This window comes from Singulisphaera chitinilytica (genome assembly GCF_049331405.1).
Classification (GTDB): domain Bacteria; phylum Planctomycetota; class Planctomycetia; order Isosphaerales; family Isosphaeraceae; genus PoT.
Genome location: NZ_CP186274.1, coordinates 5,445,377 through 5,460,280, shown reverse-complemented (window position 1 = coordinate 5,460,280; position 14,904 = coordinate 5,445,377). Strand labels below are relative to the sequence as shown.

General features: G+C 66.9%; 11 protein-coding genes. 9 read left to right on the top strand and 2 right to left on the bottom strand.

Annotation, left to right across the window (positions count from 1 at the left end; genetic code table 11):
• Window positions 1–231 precede the first annotated feature (231 nt).
• From ACOYYX_RS21740 to ACOYYX_RS21725, 4 genes are all read left to right on the top strand, one after another.
• Entirely contained in the window at window positions 232–1,503 is a 1,272-nt protein-coding gene (locus tag ACOYYX_RS21740; RefSeq protein WP_422923637.1) for an L-rhamnose isomerase, read from the top strand.
• Between the two features lie 140 nt (window positions 1,504–1,643).
• Window positions 1,644–3,155, top strand: coding sequence for a sugar ABC transporter ATP-binding protein (locus ACOYYX_RS21735; protein WP_422923635.1), 1,512 nt, complete (start codon window positions 1,644–1,646; stop codon window positions 3,153–3,155).
• Window positions 3,152–4,087, top strand: a complete 936-nt coding sequence (locus ACOYYX_RS21730) for an ABC transporter permease (RefSeq protein ID WP_422923633.1) — start codon at window positions 3,152–3,154, stop codon at window positions 4,085–4,087. Before ACOYYX_RS21735 ends, ACOYYX_RS21730 begins: the two co-directional genes overlap by 4 nt.
• A 2-nt stretch (window positions 4,088–4,089) precedes the next feature.
• Window positions 4,090–6,186 carry a substrate-binding domain-containing protein gene (locus ACOYYX_RS21725; RefSeq protein ID WP_422923631.1) on the top strand — a complete coding sequence of 699 codons (2,097 nt, stop codon included), beginning with the start codon at window positions 4,090–4,092 and terminating at the stop codon, window positions 6,184–6,186.
• Between the two features lie 81 nt (window positions 6,187–6,267).
• Here ACOYYX_RS21725 and ACOYYX_RS21720 read toward each other — a convergent pair whose 3' ends face one another.
• Window positions 6,268–7,293 carry a hypothetical protein gene (locus tag ACOYYX_RS21720; RefSeq protein ID WP_422923629.1) on the bottom strand — a complete coding sequence of 342 codons (1,026 nt, stop codon included), beginning with the start codon at window positions 7,291–7,293 and terminating at the stop codon, window positions 6,268–6,270.
• Window positions 7,294–7,567: 274 nt separating this feature from the next.
• Between ACOYYX_RS21720 and ACOYYX_RS21715 the strand changes: the two genes are divergently transcribed.
• Together ACOYYX_RS21715 and ACOYYX_RS21710 are read left to right on the top strand one after the other, a co-directional pair.
• Entirely contained in the window at window positions 7,568–8,842 is a 1,275-nt protein-coding gene (locus tag ACOYYX_RS21715) for an RNA polymerase sigma factor (RefSeq protein ID WP_422923627.1), read from the top strand.
• 76 nt (window positions 8,843–8,918) lie between these two features.
• Window positions 8,919–9,386: a hypothetical protein gene (locus ACOYYX_RS21710; protein ID WP_422923625.1), complete on the top strand. Its 468-nt coding sequence runs from the start codon at window positions 8,919–8,921 to the stop codon at window positions 9,384–9,386.
• 54 nt (window positions 9,387–9,440) lie between these two features.
• Here the strand turns inward: ACOYYX_RS21710 and ACOYYX_RS21705 are convergent, their stop codons facing one another.
• Complete coding sequence (locus ACOYYX_RS21705) at window positions 9,441–10,883, bottom strand: di-heme oxidoredictase family protein (protein ID WP_422923623.1); 1,443 nt, start codon at window positions 10,881–10,883, stop codon at window positions 9,441–9,443.
• Between the two features lie 445 nt (window positions 10,884–11,328).
• On the opposite strand from ACOYYX_RS21705, the gene ACOYYX_RS21700 reads away from it, so the two are divergent.
• The 3 genes from ACOYYX_RS21700 to ACOYYX_RS21690 all read left to right on the top strand — a co-directional run bounded on the left by ACOYYX_RS21700 (window position 11,329) and on the right by ACOYYX_RS21690 (window position 14,896).
• Window positions 11,329–13,620, top strand: coding sequence for a tetratricopeptide repeat protein (locus ACOYYX_RS21700; protein ID WP_422923621.1), 2,292 nt, complete (start codon window positions 11,329–11,331; stop codon window positions 13,618–13,620).
• A 108-nt stretch (window positions 13,621–13,728) separates the two neighbouring features.
• Window positions 13,729–14,442, top strand: a complete 714-nt coding sequence (locus ACOYYX_RS21695) for an ISAs1 family transposase (protein WP_422922867.1) — start codon at window positions 13,729–13,731, stop codon at window positions 14,440–14,442.
• A 22-nt stretch (window positions 14,443–14,464) separates the two neighbouring features.
• Window positions 14,465–14,896, top strand: a complete 432-nt coding sequence (locus tag ACOYYX_RS21690) for an ISAs1 family transposase (RefSeq protein WP_422923619.1) — start codon at window positions 14,465–14,467, stop codon at window positions 14,894–14,896.
• The last annotated feature ends 8 nt before the right edge of the window (window positions 14,897–14,904 follow it).

The window sequence follows — 14,904 nt, the reverse complement described above, 5'->3', positions numbered from 1 at the left end:
TTGAACAAGGCTGGACTAAGGTCTCGTCTCGGCGCGTTTGATGTTTTAAAGTGGGGTCCTGGGTTCCACGGAAACGCATTGAATCGGTCTCGCCGTCAGCGACCGCACGCTTCCCTCTGCAATGGGGAAGTGCTGCGTCACATGGTCGGCGCACGATGGGGATGATGCGTTTTCGGCGGGAAGGGTCGGCGAAGCTCCCACACGATAGCCCGAGGCGAAGAGCAAAGGCACATGGCAATCGAGGACCGGCGGGTTGAGCAGGCGTATGCGCTGGCGAAGGAGCGCTACGCGGAGTGGGGGGTGGAAGTCGACCAGGCGCTCTCTCGGCTCTCGGAGGTCGCGATCTCGCTGCACTGCTGGCAGGGGGACGACGTCACCGGGTTCGAGAGCCTGGGGGCCGAACTCGGCGGCGGGCTCGCCGTCACGGGCAACTACCCGGGCAAGGCGAGGACCCCCGACGAGCTGCGGGCGGACCTCGACAAGGCCTTCTCCCTGATCCCCGGGACGCATCGTCTCAACCTCCACGCGAGCTACGCCGAGACAGGCGGCTCCCGCGTCGAGCGCAACGAGCTGGAGCCGAAGCACTTCCAGGGCTGGATCGACTGGGCGGCCCGCAAGAAGATGGGGATCGACTTCAACCCCACCTTCTTCGCCCACCCCAAGGCGGCCGACGGCCTGACGCTCTCGTCTCCCGACGATGCCATCCGGACTTACTGGATCGAACATGGCATCGCCTGTCGCAAGATTGGCGCGGCCATCGGCGAGGCCCTTGACACTCCCTGCATCACCAATGTCTGGATCCCCGACGGTTCCAAGGATACGCCGATCGACCGCAAGGGGCCTCGCGAGCGCCTGACGCGCTCGCTCGATACGATCTTCGCCGAGCCGATCGACCCGAGGTTCGGCCTCGACGCGGTCGAGTGCAAGCTCTTCGGGCTCGGATCCGAGTCGTACGTCGTCGGCTCGCACGAGTTCTACCTCGGCTACGCGATGGCGAGGAAGACCGTGCTCTGCCTCGACTCGGGGCACTTCCACCCGACCGAGGTCGTCTCCGACAAGATCTCGTCCGTCTTGAACTGGGTCGATGAGATCCTGCTGCACGTCAGCCGAGGGGTGCGCTGGGATAGCGACCACGTCGTCACGCTGGGCGAGGAACTCGTGGCGATCGCGCAGGAGGTCGTCCGCGGCGGGTATCTGAACCGGGTCCACGTCGGGCTCGACTTCTTCGACGCCAGCATCAACCGGGTCGCCGCCTGGGCCATCGGCAGCAGGAACGCCCTGCGGGCCTTCCTCATCGCCCTGCTGGAGCCGACCTCGCTCCTCCGCGACCTGGAGAACGCCGGCGACTTCACCGGCAGGCTTGCGCTGCTCGAGGAGCTGAAGGGCATGCCCTTCGCCGCCGTCTGGGATTACCACTGCCTGAAGCAAGGCGTCCCCGTCGGCCGCGACTGGCTCGAGGATGTGCGGGCCTACGAACGCGACGTGCTCTCGGGCCGGGGCTGATCCCGATACGCAAGGGGCGGAACATCGCGACGCGGGTACCCCGTTCGTCGCCGTTTCTTTTTGATATAAGATTGAATTGCAGATGCGATGAGGTGGGCAGGCCCGCATGCAGGCGGGCCTCGTTTCGAGGAGGATCGCCGGTGCCGACGCTTCTCAGGCTGGACGGGATCACCAAGGCGTTTGCCGGGGTGCAGGCGCTCCGCGGGGTCTCGTTCGAACTCGAGGAAGGGGAGGTCCACGCCCTGGTCGGTGAGAACGGGGCGGGCAAGTCGACCCTCATCAAGGTCATCACCGGGGCACATGCCCCCGACCAGGGGACGATCGAGATCCTGGGCGATCCCGTCTTCGACAACGACCCGGTCCGCTCGCGGGCCCTCGGCGTCGCCGCCATCTATCAGCAGCCGGCCCTTTTCCCTGACCTCACGGTCGCAGAGAACATCGCATTGGGGTTGGAACCGGCAGGCCCCTGGCGGCGGGTCCGCTGGGGCTGGCGCAGGGCGATGGCCGAACGCCTGCTGGCCAGGATCGGGGCCAGGATCGACCCCGAGACCGAGGTCCGCCGCCTGACGATGCCCGAGCAGCAGCTCGTCGAGATCGCCAGGTCGCTCGGGGGCGACGCCAGGATCCTGATCATGGACGAGCCCACGGCCTCGCTCGGCGACCAGGAGGTCGACAACCTCTTCCGGGTCATCCGAGAGCTCAAGGCGCAGGGGGTGGGGATCATCTACATCTCGCACCGGCTCGAGGAACTCCCCCGCGTGGCCGATCGCGTCACGGCGCTCCGCGACGGGGCCCTCGTCGGCACGAGGGCGATGAACGAGGTGAGCCGAGGCGACCTGATCCGGATGATGGTCGGTCGCGAGCTCTCGGCCGTCTTCCCCAAGGTCGAGGTCGAGCGCGGGGATGTGGTGCTCGAGGTGCGGGGGCTCGGCTGCCGGGTTTCGGGAGTCGGTGGGGTCGACCTGGAGGTCAGGGCCGGCGAGATCCTGGGCCTGGCCGGGCTCGTCGGCGCGGGGCGCACCGAGGTCTCGCGGGTCCTCTTCGGCCTCACCCCGGCCGATGCCGGCGAGATCCGGCTCAAGGGGGAGGCCGTGACGATCGACTCCCCCGCGAAGGCTGTCGAGCTGGGCATCGCGTACGTCCCCGAGGATCGCCGGCACCACGGCGTCATCCTCGACATGTCGGTCGCGCAAAACACGACCCTGGCGACGCTGGCGGCGGTCTCCAAAGCGGGGCTGCTCGACTTCCGCGGCGAGCGCAAGGTGGCCGCCGAGTTCGTGCGACGGCTCGGGGTTAAGACGGCCTCGATCGAGACGCCGGTCGGCAACCTCTCGGGGGGGAACCAGCAGAAGGTCGCCCTGGCGCGCTGGCTGGCCGCGAACCCGATCGTATTGATCCTCGACGAGCCGACCCAGGGGGTCGACGTCGGGGCCAAGGCCGAGATCCATCGACTCATGGGGGACCTCGCCGCCCGAGGTCTGGCGATTATCATGATATCCTCGGAACTCCCCGAGATCCTCGGCATGAGCGACCGCATCGTCGTGATGCACGCCGGCACCGTGGCCGGCACGCTCGACCGCGAAGGGGCCACGCAGGAGGCGATCCTCGAGCTCGCCCTGGGGCATCGAGCCGCGAGCGGGGTGCCGGCATGAACGCGGTCGCCAAGTATCGCCGAGAGCTCTCCGTCGCCCTGGCCTACGCCATCTTCCTCCTGATCCTGGCGATGGCCGCCCCGAGGTTCTACAAGCCCGAGCAGCTCCGCTCGTTCGTCGTCGGCAACTCGTCGGTGCTGGTCGCGGCGATCGGCATGACCCTGATCATCCTCTGCCGCCAGATCGACCTTTCGGTCGGCTCCCAGTTCAGCATCTGCGGGGTCGTCGCCGGCCTGCTGGCCAAGACCGGCATGCCGATCCCGCTCGTCGGCGTCGGCACTCTCCTAGTCGGAGGTGGCCTGGGAGCCATCAACGGCGCCCTTGTCGCCGGGCTCGGCTTACCCTCAATTGTGGTGACATTGGCGACGCTCGTGATTTTGCGCGAGTCGCTCCGCTACGTCCGCGAGGGCTCGTTCGTGCGCGACATCCCGGCGAACTTCCAGTGGTTCGGGGCCGGGCAGGGGGAGGGGCAGTGGATCGTGGTCGCCGTCGCGGCGGTCGTCTTCCTGGTCTTCCTCTGGAGCCTCCGCAACCTCGCGGCCGGGCGGTCGGTCTACGCCACCGGGTCCGATCCCGAGGCCGCGCGGTTGGTCGGGATCCGGCCCAGGCGGGTGGTCTTCCTGACCTTCGTGTCGATGGGAGCCCTCGCGGGCCTGGGGGCCCTTCTGAATGCCGTCCGGTTCGCCGACGTCGACCCGAATTCGGGGGCGGGGCTCGAGATGCAGGTGATCGCCGCCGTCGTGGTCGGAGGGACCGCGATCTCGGGCGGTCGTGGGACACTCTTCGGCACCCTGGTCGGCGTCGCCTTGCTCGGCTCGATCGGGCCGGCGCTGGTGTTCCTGGGTACTCAGCCCCAGTGGGAGAAGGCCATCCAGGGGACGATCATCCTGCTGGCCGTGGCCTCCGACGCACTCGGCCGCGAGGGGAAATGACGATGTCGACCGTGGCCGCAACCGCTCCCGACTCAGGCTCCGGCCGTACCCGATGGCTCGAGCCCGCGCAGCGGATCTTACTCCTACTCCTCGCCGCCGAGATCGCGATCTTCTCCGTCATCGGCACTAACTTCCTGTCGATCGACAACGGCCTGGAGGTCCTGCGCCTGAGCGTCGAGGTCGGCCTCCTGGCCGTGGCGTTGACCCCGGTGATCATCAGCGGGGGCATCGACCTCTCGGTCGGCTCGCTGATGGGCCTCTCGGCCGTCCTCTTCGGCGAGCTCTGGCGCGATGTCGGTCTGCCGATCGGCGTGGCGGCCGTGCTCACGCTCTGCGTGGGGGCCATGGCCGGTAGCCTCAACGGGCTCCTAATCACTCGCCTGCGGATCCCGCCCTTGATCGTGACGCTCGGCTCGTTCTCCCTCTTCCGGGGCCTGGCCGAAGGCCTGACGGGCGGGGTCGACAACTACACGAGGTTCCCGGCGAGCTTCCTCTTCCTTGGGCAAGGCTATGCCTTCGGCGTGATCCCGGCGCAGTTGCCGATCTTCGCCCTGGTCGCGATCGCCTTCTGGGTCCTGCTCCATCGCTCCACGATCGGACGAGGGCTGGTGGCCGTCGGGTTCGCCCCCGAAGGGGCGAGGCACGCCGGGCTGCCGGTCGGCCGGCTTGTCTGGCTCGTTTACTTGCTCTCCGGCCTGGTCTCGAGCCTGGCGGCGGTGATTTACGTGGCGCACCTCGGGCAGGCCAAGGCCGATGCAGGCACCGGATATGAGCTGCTGTCGATCACGGCGGTCGTGCTGGGCGGGACCTCGATCTTCGGCGGGCGGGGGAGCGTGCTCGGGACGTTGCTCGGCCTCATGGCCATCTGCGTGCTCCAGAACGGGCTGAGGCTGGCGGACCTGCCCGCCGAATTGTCGGGGGTCTTAACCGGGGTCCTGCTCCTCCTGGCGATCGGGCTCGATCGGAAGCCGGCGCGGGGACCGGCCGTCGCAACAACGGATCCTTCCCTTGAGGTGATGAACGTGAAGAATGCGCAAGTGGCCGTCATCTGCGGCGTGATCCTCGCGGCGGCCCTGATCGTCGCGGCGAGCAACGTGTACCTCGTCCGCACCATCCGCGAGGACCTCTCGACCCGGGGTACGGCCGCTTCGGGCTCGACCGCGGCCTCGCCGTCGAACGCCCCCGCGAAGGGCAAGCCCATCACCGTGGCCATGATGCCCAAGAGCAAGGGGAACGCCTACTTCATCGCCTGCCGCAAGGGGGCCGAGGAGGCCGCCAAGGAACTGGGCGACACCGTGATCTGGGACGGTCCCACCGACCCCGATCCCGCCAAGCAGAACGAGGTCGTCGACACCTGGATCACCCGGGGCGTCGACGTGATCGCCGTCGCCGTCGAGAACCGGGAAGGGATCTCGTCGGTCCTTCGCAAGGCGAGGGACCGGGGCATCAAGGTCATCACCTGGGATGCCGACGCCCGCGTCGAGGCCCGCGACTTCCTCGTCAATCAGGCGACGCCGCAGGGGATCGGCGAGGCCCTGATGGACAACGCCGCCCGCGTGCTCAAGGGCAAGGGCAAGTTCGCCATCATCACGGCCTCGCTCACGGCCGCGAACATGATCGAGTGGCAGAAGACCATCGAGGCACGCCGCAAGGAGAAGTACCCGGACATCCAGATGGCCGCACTCCGCCCCTGCGACGACCTCCAGAAGAAGGCGTTCGACGAGACCACCGCGATCCTTAACGCCGACCCCGAGGTCAAGCTCATCATGGGCATCTGCACCCCGGCCGTCCCTGGTGCGGCGGAGGCCGTGAAGCAGGCGGGGCGCACCGACGTCAAGGTGATCGGCCTGGGGCTCCCCAACGACAACAAGCGGTACATCCACGAGGGGATCACCGACTGCCTGATCCTCTGGAACACGATGGACCTGGGCTACCTGACCGTCTACGCCTCGCACGCCCTGCGGAACGACCAGCTCCACCTCGGCGACAAGGAGCTGAAGGCCGGCCGCCTCGGCACCATCGCCGTCGAGGGGGACAATATCATGCTCGGCAAGCCGTTCACGTTCACGAAGGAAAATATCGATCAATTCGACTTCTGAACGTGTGCACTGATTCAGTTTGTGAAGACTTCAAAGGCCGGGCCCGGCGATCGGGACTCGGCCTTTTCCTCGCGCCCTGGTTCACTTCGCGAATTCGGCGTGCTCGTGGGTCGTGTAGAAGTGCTGGCCGGTGCGGGGCTCCACGAACCGATAAAGCGGGACGGTCCCCGGCTGCGGGTCGGGGTAGACGTAGCAGGCGACCCCCTGCGGGCGGAAGCCGAGCCTGGCGACGCGCTCGCCGTCGGCGGCCGTGGTGAGGAAGTGATCGGTGCGGCTCCGCCAGCCGTAGAGCGCCACGGTCCCCGGCTGGGGCTGGTCGAAGACGTAGCAGGAGACCCCTTCGCTGTAGTAGATCCTCGGGTCGTTCTTGAGCGACGCCAGCGAATAGGCGTGATCGAAACTCCCGCGCCTGACCCAGCGATAGAAGGGCACGGTCCCAGGCTTCTCCTCGCTGAAGACGTGGCCGGCGATCCCCTCGGCCTTGAACCGGGAGACGTCGAACGAGAGGACGACGCCGTCGGGCGCGTACTTGATGTCGCGGAAGATGCCGTATTCCTTGAACGTGTCGATCCGCTTGCGGATCTCGGCGTTGAGTTTCTCGTTCAGCTTCGAAGCCTTGCCGTCGGCGATCTGCGTCACCATGGCGTCGAACGACCTCCCCAGGACCTTCGCCAGGGCCCCGGCGAACCCTTCCATCTCCTTGCGCTTGACCTCCTCGACCTCGACCTTGAACCGAGGGGCCCCGTCGCGGCCCGCCTCGATGTTCAGGCCCGCCTTGACCTCGAACCGGAAGTTCTTCCAGCCGGCCTCGGGGTCGCTGCTGCGGCTGATCTTGACCACCGGCGCGCGGAACTCGCCGACGACCTGGAAGGCGATCAGGAATTGCCGGGTCTTGGGGTCGATCCCCGCGAGCCGGAAGGCCTCGATCTCGCCCCGGATCTTCCCTTCCTCCTGGAAGGGGGTCGTCGGGATTTTGGCCACGACCCCGGAGAGGAAGTCGCGGTCGAACTTGATTTCCGCCGCCGCCTCCGCCCGGGTTGGGATCAGGGCGGCGAGCAGGATGATGATCGAAATTGGCTGGAGAAACCGCGGGCGCAACGGTGTCATGGATGCCACCTCGTCTCGGGAGCGGCTGCGTAAGTCGTTCCGGGGGAAGCCCGTCGGAAACGGGCGTGGCGGGTGTCGATCCTGTTGCGGGCGCGTAGGTGCCTTTTCCTACCACCACCGGCGATTTTCATCCAGCCGAGATCCGGGACCATTCGCCACGGAACGCGATGATTTCGTGGCCTCAATCCGCAGGGAATCAAGGCATTTCCGGATTCCGGGAGAAAGTTGGAAGGAATCTCCAGAGCCGTGCATGATGGCGTCGGGAGGTAGGTGCATGAACGGGGGAGATCCTTCGGGTGCGTTCCGCGACATCGGGGCGCTGTTCAACGTCGGCATGCTCGGCGAGCTGACCGACCGGCAATTGCTGGAGCGGTTCGCCCTGCGCGACGACGGCTCGGGCGAGGAGGCGTTCAACGTCCTCCTCTGGCGGCATGGACCGATGGTCTGGGGTGTTTGCCGCCGGATGTTGCCCGACCGTTCGGACGCGGCCGACGCCTATCAGGCGACGTTCCTCGTGCTGGCTCGCAAGGCCTCGGCGGTCCGGGTCGATGACTCGCTCTCGCCCTGGCTCTACGGCGTCAGCCGCCGGGTGGCAGCGAGGGCGAGGGCCACATCCCAGCGTCGGGGTGCCAGGGAAACCGGCGGGGTCGAGGCGTTGGCCGGCGAGGCTCCCGATTCGGGCCTCTCCGAGCGACTCGCGATCCTCGATGAGGAGATCGGTCGGCTCCCCGAACGCTGCCGCGCGGTGGTCGTCCTCTGCGACCTGGAGAGCCTTCCCCACGAGGAGGCGGCACGTCGTCTCGGCTGCCCCGTCGGGACGGTCGAGAGCCGTCTTTCACGCGGAAGACAACGCCTGCGCGATCGTCTCCTGCGACGCGGGTTTGCCCCGACCGCCGTGGGCCTCTGGGTCGAGGTGGCCCGCGAATCCTCGGCCTCGATCCCCGCGGCCTTGCTCGAGAGTTCGGCTCGGTTCGTGCCGGGTTCTCCCGCGGCCGGCGTCCTGTCGACGGCGGTTACCTCTCTCGCCGAAGGAGTGATCCAGATGATATGGTTCGCCAGACTGAAGCCGCTCGCTGCTATCGCTGCGGCCCTGATCGTCGTGGCAGGCAGTGTTGCTGTCCAGGGTCGCCAGGCGGCCGGCGGAGCGGGAGAACAGGCCAAGGCGGCTGCTGCTCCTACTCCTTCGACTGCTGAAGCAGGCGTCGGGCCAGTCACGGAGGCCAACCGTGCCCTGGCCAGGGAGCAACTCGCCCTGATCGACGAAACCTGGGACATGCTCCATAGGATGGTCCGGAGTAAAAGACTTAATATCGCCGACGCGCATTTTGAGCTTTGGGGACGCCGTAAGCTGGAAATGCTTCGAAAAGCAGGTGCCGGGAAGGCCGAGATCGTTGCGTCCTTGGAGAAATATGTTGACACTCTTAAGGAAGACGAAATCCTTGCCAAGGATTTGTTTGAGAATGCCCGAAGCACTAAAACTGCCTTGAATGACGTCAAATTCCGGCGCATCGAAGCCCAGATGTGGTTGAACGAAGAGAAGGCCCGGTGACACTCGTCGACGGGTTCCCCCCTTTTGGGCGTGAGAGTTCTCCCCAGCCCCTCAACGCACCGAAGGAGTGATCACGATGCTGTCGATTGCCAGGATGAAGTCGCTCGCTGCCGTCGCCGCGGTCTTGATGCTCGCGACCATTGGCGCCTCTGTCCAGGGTCGCCAGGCGCCAGACGCAGGGGAAGAGAAGGCCAAGGCCGCGCCGGACAATGCGGCGAGCCGGGAGATCGCCAAGAAGCAACTCGTCCTCGCGGAACAGGCCCTCGACACGGTGCAACGCCTGGCCCGAAATGGGAGGTTGGAGGTCAACGACCCGTCGGTCGCCGTCTGGGAGCTGCGGAGGTTGGAAGCCCTGCGCAAGACCGGAGCCGGGAAGGCGGAGATGGTTGCGGCGATCGAGAAATATCTCAAGGATCTGGAAGAGCAGGAGGCCATCGCCGTGGCGAGGAAAGAGAGCGCCCGGGGAACTCAAGTCCCCATCTATGACGTCCAGTATCGGCGCATGGAGGCCGAGATCTGGTTGAGCGAAGAGAAAACCCGTTGAAGCCTGTCGCCGGGCTTTCGTTCGCGAGTTTCCAAAGACTCTCCCGGATGTCCATCAACGCGACGAGGCCAGGCTCGTCGCTTTCCGGGGGGCGGCGAGCGATTGCAGGAACCGGATGAGCTGGCCCTGCTGGGTGTTCGAGAGCAGGCGGAACCGCTCGGCGGCCTCATGGCCTTCGGCGCCGTGCAGGTCGATGGCGGCTTCGAGCGTGGCGGCCCGGCCGTCGTGCATGTAGGGGGCCGAGTCGCGCACGCCCCAGAGGGGCGGCGTCCGCCACTCGAGCTCGCCGGCAGAGGTGCGAGGTTGAGTCCGGGCGGCCCCCTCGGTTTTCGGCTCGTCGCGGACGAGTGAGCTGCCCAGGGGGTCTTCCCGGCTCGGTCTCGATGGGGTGAAGGTCCCGTAGCCGCCGGTGTCCTGGAGCCGCTCTCCCAGGTCGTGGAGCATGAGGTCGCTGTAGATGCCCTCGACCTCGCCAAGCTTCGGCACGTGGCAGGCGGCGCAGCCGATCGTCTCGAAGAGCTTGCGGCCCAGGGCGTTCGCCGGAGTCCGGACGATCGGCGTGGGGAGGCTGCGGACGAAGGCGACCATGTCGTCGCAGTCCTGCCGGGTCATGTCGAACTGCTTCGCCTCACGCTCGCAGCCGAGAGGATCGCCCGCCTGATGGCGCCCAGGCACTTCCAGGCCGAGCTCGACGGAGCAGGCCGTCGTGACGAACTCATCCAGGCTTGCCATCTGTGCCTTCCAGCCAAATTTGCCGATCCGACCATCCTTGAGCCGGTTGGGTCGTCCCTTGATGCCGGGCGATCGCGGCGGGACGTCGATTGCCTCGTCCGGGATCGAGTCGATCAGGCCCGCGCCGAAGAGGGAGGTCGAGTTGCGCTGGGATCGCTTCAGGGAGAAGGCCCCACGCTTCGCCGACTCGGGCAACTCCCTGTTTCCCTCGCTCGCGTCGTCGCGCGATGCGGCATGGCTGTTGCGGTCGGGCGGGTCGCTGACCATGACGTTCTGTCGCCAGGCCTCGTAATTGGGGGCCGTCCCGAAGCGGTGGAGCACCAGGCTTTGGCTCGCGGCGAATCCGGAGTGGATCATCGCCATCGCCTCGATATCGTCGGCGGGTGGTAGGGCCGACGCGGACTCCGACCTGGCTTTATCGACGTCACGACCTTGCGCCGTCGGGGCATTCTTCGTGATTGTGAGGATATCAACATTTTTGCTTCGCGACCCCGCGCCCCCGACGCCGCCGAGGTTGTGGCAGGCGACGCATGAGCGTTCGTTGAAGACCGGGCCGAGTCCGTCGCCCCCGCGTGCCCTCGGGTCGTCGGGCGTCCAGACGCGGAGGAAGAGCGCACGTCCCCGCGCGACCGGGGAGTCGGGCCGCCGAGGCTGCCCGGCCTCGAGACGCCCCGTGAAGAAGACCTGGCCGGCCGAGAGGATGGCGATACTCCAGGCGACACAGGCCCGAGCCCGGGGCCTGTCCGCGAAACCTTGCCGGATCATGAGGTGCTCTCCTCGCCGCAGGTGGACGTGGACGAACTGAATAACTCAAGGACGTTCTCCGTCGCGAGCTTCTTCGATCTCGGAAGAGAAAATGTTTCCGTTCACCAACGCGGTCGTGCTCACGGTCGAGTCGTGTGAAGTTGAAAGCCTGCAAATTTCAAAAGACGAAAGTCATCGAGTCCCGGCACATGCGAGATGACTCTCATTGGTTTGGATCGGAGCTCGTTGAGCGAGTCAGGCGGAGATTTGAAGCAGTCGGCTTGTGCGCGATTCGTGGGGTTTCGGCCGGGTTGGGCTAGGAGCAATTTCGGATTGCGGCTTTACTGTGGGCTTGAAGGCAAACGGAGGGGGCCTGGCGAAGTCCTCCTCGAGCCGGTTTCGTGTCCTCACCCGAGGAGCTTAGAGCCGGCCGGGGTCGCGCCAGGGTCGATGCGGAGGACCCGCCATGACCACGATGCAAGGCGTTTCGTCGAAAGGATATGGGGATTCGAAGGCGAAGGAGCCTCGTCCCGAGACGACGGATGGGCGTCCGCGCGTCTCCGTGTCTCAGATCGACGCCGAGGCGGCCTTCGCGCAGGGGATGGCCCACATGAGCCAGGGGAGGCCGGGCGAGGCGCTCACCTGGTTGCAGTTCGCCGCCGTCCTCGCGCCGGAACGAGCCGAAATCTTGACCACGCTGGGCATTGCGTTCGCCGGCCAGGGGCGTTGGGGCGAGGCCGAATCGACCTTCCGACGGGTCACCGCCTTGCGACCGGATCTGGCCGAGGCCTGGAACGACCTGGGGAATGTGCTTCGGATCCAGGGTTTGCTCGACGACGCGAATACCTGCTTCGAGAGGGCCGTGGAACTCCGCGCCGACTGCGTCGAGGCCTATCTGAACCTGGGCCTGACCCTGTCCGCCTCGAAGCGTTGGGCGAGGGCCGCCGACGCCTTCCGCAAGGCCCTGGACCTCCGACCCGGCGAGGCCGGCGGGCATCACCACCTGGGCTCGGCATTGTCCGCGCTGGGGAGATGGGAAGAGGCGGTCGGCCACTTCCAGGAGGCTTTGCGGCTCCGCCCGGGCTCGGCCGAGTCCCATGCCGGCCTCGGCAACGTCCTGCGCTCGCTGGGCAGGCCGGCCGAGGCCCTCACCCATTTCTTGCAGGCGCTCTCGTTTCGGCCCGACGCCATCGAGGTTCACGCGAGTCTCGCCGAGACCCTGGCCGTGCAGGGACAACAGGCCGAGGCCGTCGCGTACGTCCGGAGGATGCTCCAGAATCGCCCGCCGTCGTTCTCGCTTTACTCGACCCTCGGGGCGACGCTCCTGCGCCTGGATCAGGCCGAGGACGCCGAGAACTGCCTGCGTCGGGCGCTCCAGATCGAGCCCGACGAGCCCGAGGCCCTGAACAACCTGGGCACGGCCCTCTGGAAGCGGAAACGCCTGGCCGAGGCCGAGGCCTGCTACCGTCGGGCTATCGCGTTCCGCCCCGACGACCCGGACCTGCTCAACAACCTGGGCAACGCCCTCTGGGAACTCAAGCGAGCCGCCGAGTCCGAGGCCGCCTACCGGCAGGCCCTGGCCTTGCGCCCGGACTCGCCCGAGAGCCACCTCAACCTCGGGATCGTCATGACGGGGCGCGGTGAATTCGCCGAGGCCCTCGAGCACATCGAGGCCTCGATCCGCCTCCGCCCCAATTCCCCGGCCGCACACAACGTGCGGGGGATGACGCTCGCACGCCAAGGGCTGCTCGACGAGGCCCTCGCCTGCTACGAGGAGGCCCTGCGGGTCCACCCCGACTTCCCCGAGGCTCGCCGCAACCGCGCGATGGCCTGGCTCGTCCGCGGCGATCTCGAACGCGGCTGGCCCGAGCACGAATGGCGCTGGAAGTGCCGGGGGGGCGAGATGCCGCCGTTCAGCCAACCGCTCTGGCAGGGGGAAGACCTCGCGGGCAAGACGATCCTGCTCCACGCCGAGCAAGGGTTCGGCGATAGCCTGCAATTCATCCGCTATGCGTCGCTCGTGAAGCAGAAGGGGGCGAAGGTCCTCTTCATCGGCCCCGCACCCTTGATCCGGCTCTTCTCCCGATGCGACGGCGTCGACGACCTGCTCACGGCGGGGTCGCAACTCCCCGAGTTCGACGTCCACGCCCCCTTGATGAGCCTCCCGGCGATCTTCAAGACGACGCTGGAGACAATCCCGGCGGAGGTCCCGTACCTCTTCGCCGACGCGGAGCCCGGGATCGATGACTGGCGCGAGGCCTTCCGGGGTTTGACCGGCTTGAAGGTCGGCATCGCCTGGCAGGGGAACCCCGACCACCGACTCGACCGCGAGCGCTCGTTCCCGCTGGCCCAGCTCGAGCCATTGGCGAAGGTCGAGGGGGTCCACCTCATCAGCCTGCAGAAAGGCTTCGGCACCGAGCAGATCGAGGCGCTCGGCGGGCGGTTCCCGGTCCTCGAACTCGAGCGGTTCCGGCCGGACCTGCGGGGCGACTTCCTGGAGACGGCCCAGGTCATGATGAGCCTGGACCTGGTCGTCACGCCCGACTCGGCCATCGCGCATCTCGCCGGGGGATTGGGCGTCCCCGTTTGGCTCGCGCTCCACGCCGTGCCCGAATGCCGATGGCTCCTCGACCGTGAAGACAGCCCCTGGTATCCCTCGATGCGGATCTTCCGCCAGGCCGAGCCCGGCCACTGGCCGCACGCCTTCGCGAGGATGGCGGCCGCGCTCGAGACGTCCCCGGGGCGAAGCGTTGTGTGATCAAACATCAAGATCCCTGGAGGGCAAATCAGGGCTATTGACGGATTCATTGTGGGGAGGTTAGAGAAGCGTCTTCGGCTTAGAACGACCCCTTTCGAGATCCTTGGCATGGACGCACCCTCAAATCTCGGCTTGCTCCATTTCCTCGATGAGGTCCTCGACCCTCGCAGTCGACACGGCCGCCAGCATCCCCTATCGGCCGTCCTCGCCTTGGCCTGCTGCGCCATCATGTGTGGCTCCCGCAGTTATGCCGCCATCGGCCAATGGGCCCACGACCAGGACATCGCGTTCATGCATCGCCTCGGATTCACTAGGCGTCCTCCCAAGTCCGGCGGCATTCGCAAGGTCCTCATGGCCCTCTCGCCGGCCGCACTGGAGGCGGCCTTGACCCGCTGGGCCGAGGCCCTGCTCGGCCAAATCCCCGCGGAGGACGAAGGCCTCCTTGCCCCCTTCGCCCTGGACGGTAAGTCGGTTCGCGGCAGCTTCGATGGCCTGAACAAAGCCGTTCATCTGCTCTCGCTGGTCGCCCACCGATCCGGGCTGACCGTGGCCCAGGCCAAGGTGCCCGACGGCGCCAAGGACAAGACGAATGAACATAAGGCCGCCCTCCAGCTCCTCTCGGGGTTGGTCCTCGAGGGCCGTCTCATCACCGGCGATGCCATCTTCTGTCAACGCGACCTGAGCCGTCAGATCGTCGACAGCGGCGGCCATTACCTCTGGGTGGTCAAGGACAATCAGCCCGCACTCCCGGCCGACATCCGAGCGGCCTTCGCCCCGGGAGCCGTAGAGGCTCTTTCCCCCGGCAGCGGCGCTCTGGCTTGAGGCCATCGACACAGCGACCACCTTGGAGAAAGGACATGGCCGCACCGAGCGTCGCACGTCGACGGCCACGACGGTCCTGAACGGCTATCTGGACTGGCCCGGAGTGGGCCAGGTCGGCCGAATCGACTCGGTCGTGCTGCGCGACGGCAAGCGCACCACGGAGACCCGCCACTTCATCACCAGCGTGCCGCGTTCGATGGCCGGTGCCGAGGAACTCCTGCGCTGGTCGCGCGGCCATTGGACCATCGAGAACCGCTCGCACCATGTGCGAGACGTGAGCCTGGGAGAAGATGCCAGCCGGATTCGCAAAGGCTTCGGCCCCGAGGTCTTTGCGGCGTTACGGAACCTGGCCCTCGGCTTGATACGATCGACGGGGAGCACCAACATCGCCGGGGCGATGCGAAGGAATGCCAGCCGCATCAGCGATCTCTTCGCCACGCTGGGCATCTTCTAACTGTGATT

Coding starts and splice junctions, on each gene's coding strand:
- ACOYYX_RS21740 (WP_422923637.1), top strand. CDS start 232: ATGGCAATCGAGGACCGGCGGGTTGAGCAGGCGTATGCGCTGGCGAAG.
- ACOYYX_RS21730 (WP_422923633.1), top strand. CDS start 3,152: ATGAACGCGGTCGCCAAGTATCGCCGAGAGCTCTCCGTCGCCCTGGCC.
- ACOYYX_RS21725 (WP_422923631.1), top strand. CDS start 4,090: ATGTCGACCGTGGCCGCAACCGCTCCCGACTCAGGCTCCGGCCGTACC.
- ACOYYX_RS21720 (WP_422923629.1), bottom strand. CDS start 7,293: ATGACACCGTTGCGCCCGCGGTTTCTCCAGCCAATTTCGATCATCATC.
- ACOYYX_RS21715 (WP_422923627.1), top strand. CDS start 7,568: ATGAACGGGGGAGATCCTTCGGGTGCGTTCCGCGACATCGGGGCGCTG.
- ACOYYX_RS21710 (WP_422923625.1), top strand. CDS start 8,919: ATGCTGTCGATTGCCAGGATGAAGTCGCTCGCTGCCGTCGCCGCGGTC.
- ACOYYX_RS21705 (WP_422923623.1), bottom strand. CDS start 10,883: ATGATCCGGCAAGGTTTCGCGGACAGGCCCCGGGCTCGGGCCTGTGTC.
- ACOYYX_RS21700 (WP_422923621.1), top strand. CDS start 11,329: ATGACCACGATGCAAGGCGTTTCGTCGAAAGGATATGGGGATTCGAAG.
- ACOYYX_RS21695 (WP_422922867.1), top strand. CDS start 13,729: ATGGACGCACCCTCAAATCTCGGCTTGCTCCATTTCCTCGATGAGGTC.